General features: G+C 42.3%; 2 protein-coding genes. Both read left to right on the top strand.

What is annotated here, in order from left to right; genetic code table 11:
- Positions 1-143: 143 nt before the first annotated feature.
- Complete coding sequence (gene xrt / locus A3766_RS15390; RefSeq protein ID WP_068515288.1) at positions 144-1643, top strand: exosortase; 1500 nt, start codon at positions 144-146, stop codon at positions 1641-1643.
- 3 nt (positions 1644-1646) lie between these two features.
- Positions 1647-3620: an asparagine synthase (glutamine-hydrolyzing) gene (gene asnB, locus A3766_RS15385; RefSeq protein ID WP_068515289.1), complete on the top strand. Its 1974-nt coding sequence runs from the start codon at positions 1647-1649 to the stop codon at positions 3618-3620.
- The last annotated feature ends 14 nt before the right edge of the window (positions 3621-3634 follow it).

The raw sequence follows: 3634 nt of genomic DNA, 5'->3' as shown, positions 1-3634 counted from the left end.
CTAACCTTATTTTTCAGCTAAGCTTAACACCATTACAAAGCATTTTAATAACCTTAGCAGTTTTACAACTGTTTACCGCAACGAACGACTAAGCCGTTAACGACTCACGTACATTGCGGTACAGCTACACTTTGGATGAAGTTATGACACGGATCGCTAGGCAGCCTGTGCTGTGGTTAGCGGCAATTTTTGCCCTGTTGCTATGTTATCTAGGAACTTTCTACCCCAGCCGTTTAGTTCAACTTCATACTCACTGGACCACTGCTGGCGATTTGGATATGGGCTATATCCTTCTCGCTTTAAGCGCCTATTTTTCATATAAGAACCTTGGATCGAACAAAGTTCAACCGAACTATCTATTATTACCTGCTGTCATTCTTCTGACCGCCGGGTTTGTTTTATCTCAAGCTCTGGATATAAAAACACTGTTTTTTTTATGCCTTGCTTTATCGCTGCCCTTATTTAGCGCAATAGTTCTAGGCTTTGCAAGTACTCGTAATATTATCATTGCATGGAGTGTCGTCTTAATGGCGATGCCTTTCTGGTACCTGGCAATCCCTTTCTTACAAACACTGACTGTTAAAGTTGTTTCTTACCTTGCCTCCCTACTATCACTAACGGTACTTGTTGAAGGAAACTACTTTACCGTCACCACCGGCGTAGTTCATGTTGCTGGGGGCTGTTCAGGGTTAAAGTATTTTATGACGGCTTTGTCACTAGCATTGATTTCCTCAGCGTTTAATAGAAGACGTTTTCGTCATGCATTGATAAGCCTTGCGATTGCCGCAACACTTGCAATGATCGGAAACTGGATTCGGGTCTTCATTCTATTACTCATCGCCTATTATGAGGGCGTTAGCCACCCTTTAATGGAAGACCATGATACTTTAGGGTGGATTGTGTTCGGTGCCGTGATGCTTCCATGGTTTTTCATCGACCGCCACTTCGATGCAGAAGGCGAACAAGAGTCACCTGTAAAACAAGATACATCGCAGCCATTGAAACAACAAATTCTCTCGTTAACAGCTTGCACAGTTTTACTAATCATTTCCCAACTAGCACTTAGCCCACCAGAAAATAGAGAATACCAGGTAAGCCAACCTAAGCTACCAAAAACACTAAATGGCCTAACACTCGATACAACTCGAGCGACCAACTGGAAACCTCACTTTCCACAACCAACCAATTTAACGCGAGGCTTATACGGAGCCTTCGGAGACCAGCTCGACCTATACATCCTCACCTACCTAAACAATAGTAATGTAGAAATGGCCAATAGCCAGAACACAATATTTGATAAGAACAGATGGCAGCTAATCAATGATTATGCATGGACAAGTGATCTACACCCAAACGTAAGAATTCGTATCGCGCTTGCTAAAGCAGGAAGAACGCACCGAGTAGTATATTACTGGTATAAACATGGAGCGCAATTTGCAAATTCAATAGGATCAAGCAAGATAGCACAATTAAAAAAATCCTATCTTGATATCCATGAATCACAACTTGTTGCTCTCTCGAAAGAATGCAACCTGAAGTGTCAAAGTAACTTAACGCCAACTCAAGGTATGCTGGATACAATAATCCAGTTACACATACAATCAAATTCTGATATAAGTTCAAGCAGCGACATCGAGAGTTAACCTATGTGTGGAATAGCAGGTTTGTTTGGCCTCCCCCCGTTTGAAAAAGATCGCTATGCACTTGCCAAGCAAATGGCAGGACAATTACGCCATCGAGGCCCTGACGGACAAGCTTACTATCTAGATAGCCAAGCCTTATTGGTTCATACGCGTTTGAGCATCATCGATATTCAGGGTGGTGAGCAGCCTATTCATAATGAAGATAAATCAGTATGGGTTAGTTTTAACGGCGAGATATACAACTTCCCTGAACTGCGAGAAGTATTAATTGCTAAAGGCCACCAATTTTATACCCATACCGACACCGAAGTTATCGTTCACCTTTACGAAGAATATGGCCTGGATTTTGTTAACCACTTAAACGGCCAGTTCGCAATAGCACTTTGGGATAAAAAACAACAACGAGCCGTTCTAACTCGTGACCGGGTAGGTATATCTCCACTATTTTATAGCCAGCAAGCACAATCACTCGCTTTTGCATCAGAAGTTAAAGCCATACTGTGTACACTTCCTTCAGCACCAAAACTAAACCTAAACTCTTTAGACCAAATACTTAGCTATTGGGCACCTGTCTCTCCTAACACAGCATTTGAGAATGTCTACGAGGTTAAACCAGGAGAGCAGGTTGTTTTTGAGAAAGGAAACTTAACGCGACGCCAATACTGGGATTATCCATTTTCATCTGGAACCGCCCCACACATAGTAGATGAAAAGATTGCAGCGCAGAAGGTATCTGAACTTCTAGAAGAAGCCGTTCGCATTCGTTTAAGGGCTGACGTCCCCGTTGGAGCCTATCTTTCGGGCGGCTTAGATTCATCGATCCTGGTTTCACTCATCAAACACCTGGATCACGGAGACCTCAGCACCTTTTCACTCACTTTCGAAGATGCTGACCTGGATGAAAGCAAGCACCAAAAAACCATGGTCGAACACTTAAACACCAGTCACTTTTCAACACAGTGCAAGTACAGCAATATTGCGGATGACTTCTTGGACTGCATAAAGCACACTGAAAGCCCTATTGTACGTACAGCGCCCATCCCTATGGGTCGCTTATCAGCCCTGGCTCGACAGCAAAACTACAAGGTAGTACTAACAGGAGAAGGAGCGGACGAAATATTCGGTGGTTATGACCTTTTTAAAGAAGCCAAACTTAGAGAGTTCTGGTCACGCCAGCCTGACTCATCCTGGCGCCCTTTATTAATCAAGCGCTTATATCCTTATTTAGATATGTCTCGTGACCGAGCCGGCTCCTTCTTGAAAGCTTTTTTTGGTGGAGGTGTAGACCAACCGAACCATCCTCTTTTCTCACATTTGCCAAGGATCGCATCAACTTCAAAAGCAAAAATTTTCTATAGTGACGCCTTATCATCAGAATTAAATGTTAATGCAGAGGAGAGACTTATCGCCTCATTACCAGATCGGTTTGATTCATGGAAGCCGTTCAATAAATCCTTATACCTTGAGAGTAAAACCTTGATGGCAGGTTACTTGCTCAACTCTCAAGGGGATAGAATGTTAATGAAAAACTCAGTTGAAGGTCGCTTCCCCTTTCTTGATCACAATGTGATTGAGTTCGCCAGCCAATTGCACCCAAAACTCAAGATGAAAGCGTTCAACGAAAAGTACATTCTAAAAAAAGCGATGCAAAATCGTTTGCCAAATACTATTGTCCAGCGTTATAAACAGCCTTATAGAGCACCTAACATACCATCCTTTTTTAGTGACAGTACGCCCGAATACGTTGAAAGCTTACTAAGCGAGAATTCTTTGAAAGACAGCAATTACTTCAACCCAAACAAAGTGGCGCTACTATTGAAAAAAATCAAATCAGGTAAGGCAATTAGCCAAAAAGACAACACAGCGCTTGTATCCGTCTTATCAACCCAAGCCTGGCACCATCATTTTATTGATCAATTTGAGAGTAATTTCAAAAACCATCACTCTAATGATACCGAGTTACACAGAATCAGTTAGAATAAATAATCCTT

It is taken from the genome of Oleiphilus sp. HI0132 (genome assembly GCF_001635845.1).
Note: the sequence above shows the minus strand (reverse complement) of the source record. Positions and strands in the feature narration are given on the sequence as shown.

What these genes read in the sequence shown, in the direction of transcription:
- xrt (WP_068515288.1), top strand. Translation starts at nt 144, where the DNA reads ATGACACGGATCGCTAGGCAGCCTGTGCTGTGGTTAGCGGCAATTTTT.
- asnB (WP_068515289.1), top strand. Translation starts at nt 1,647, where the DNA reads ATGTGTGGAATAGCAGGTTTGTTTGGCCTCCCCCCGTTTGAAAAAGAT.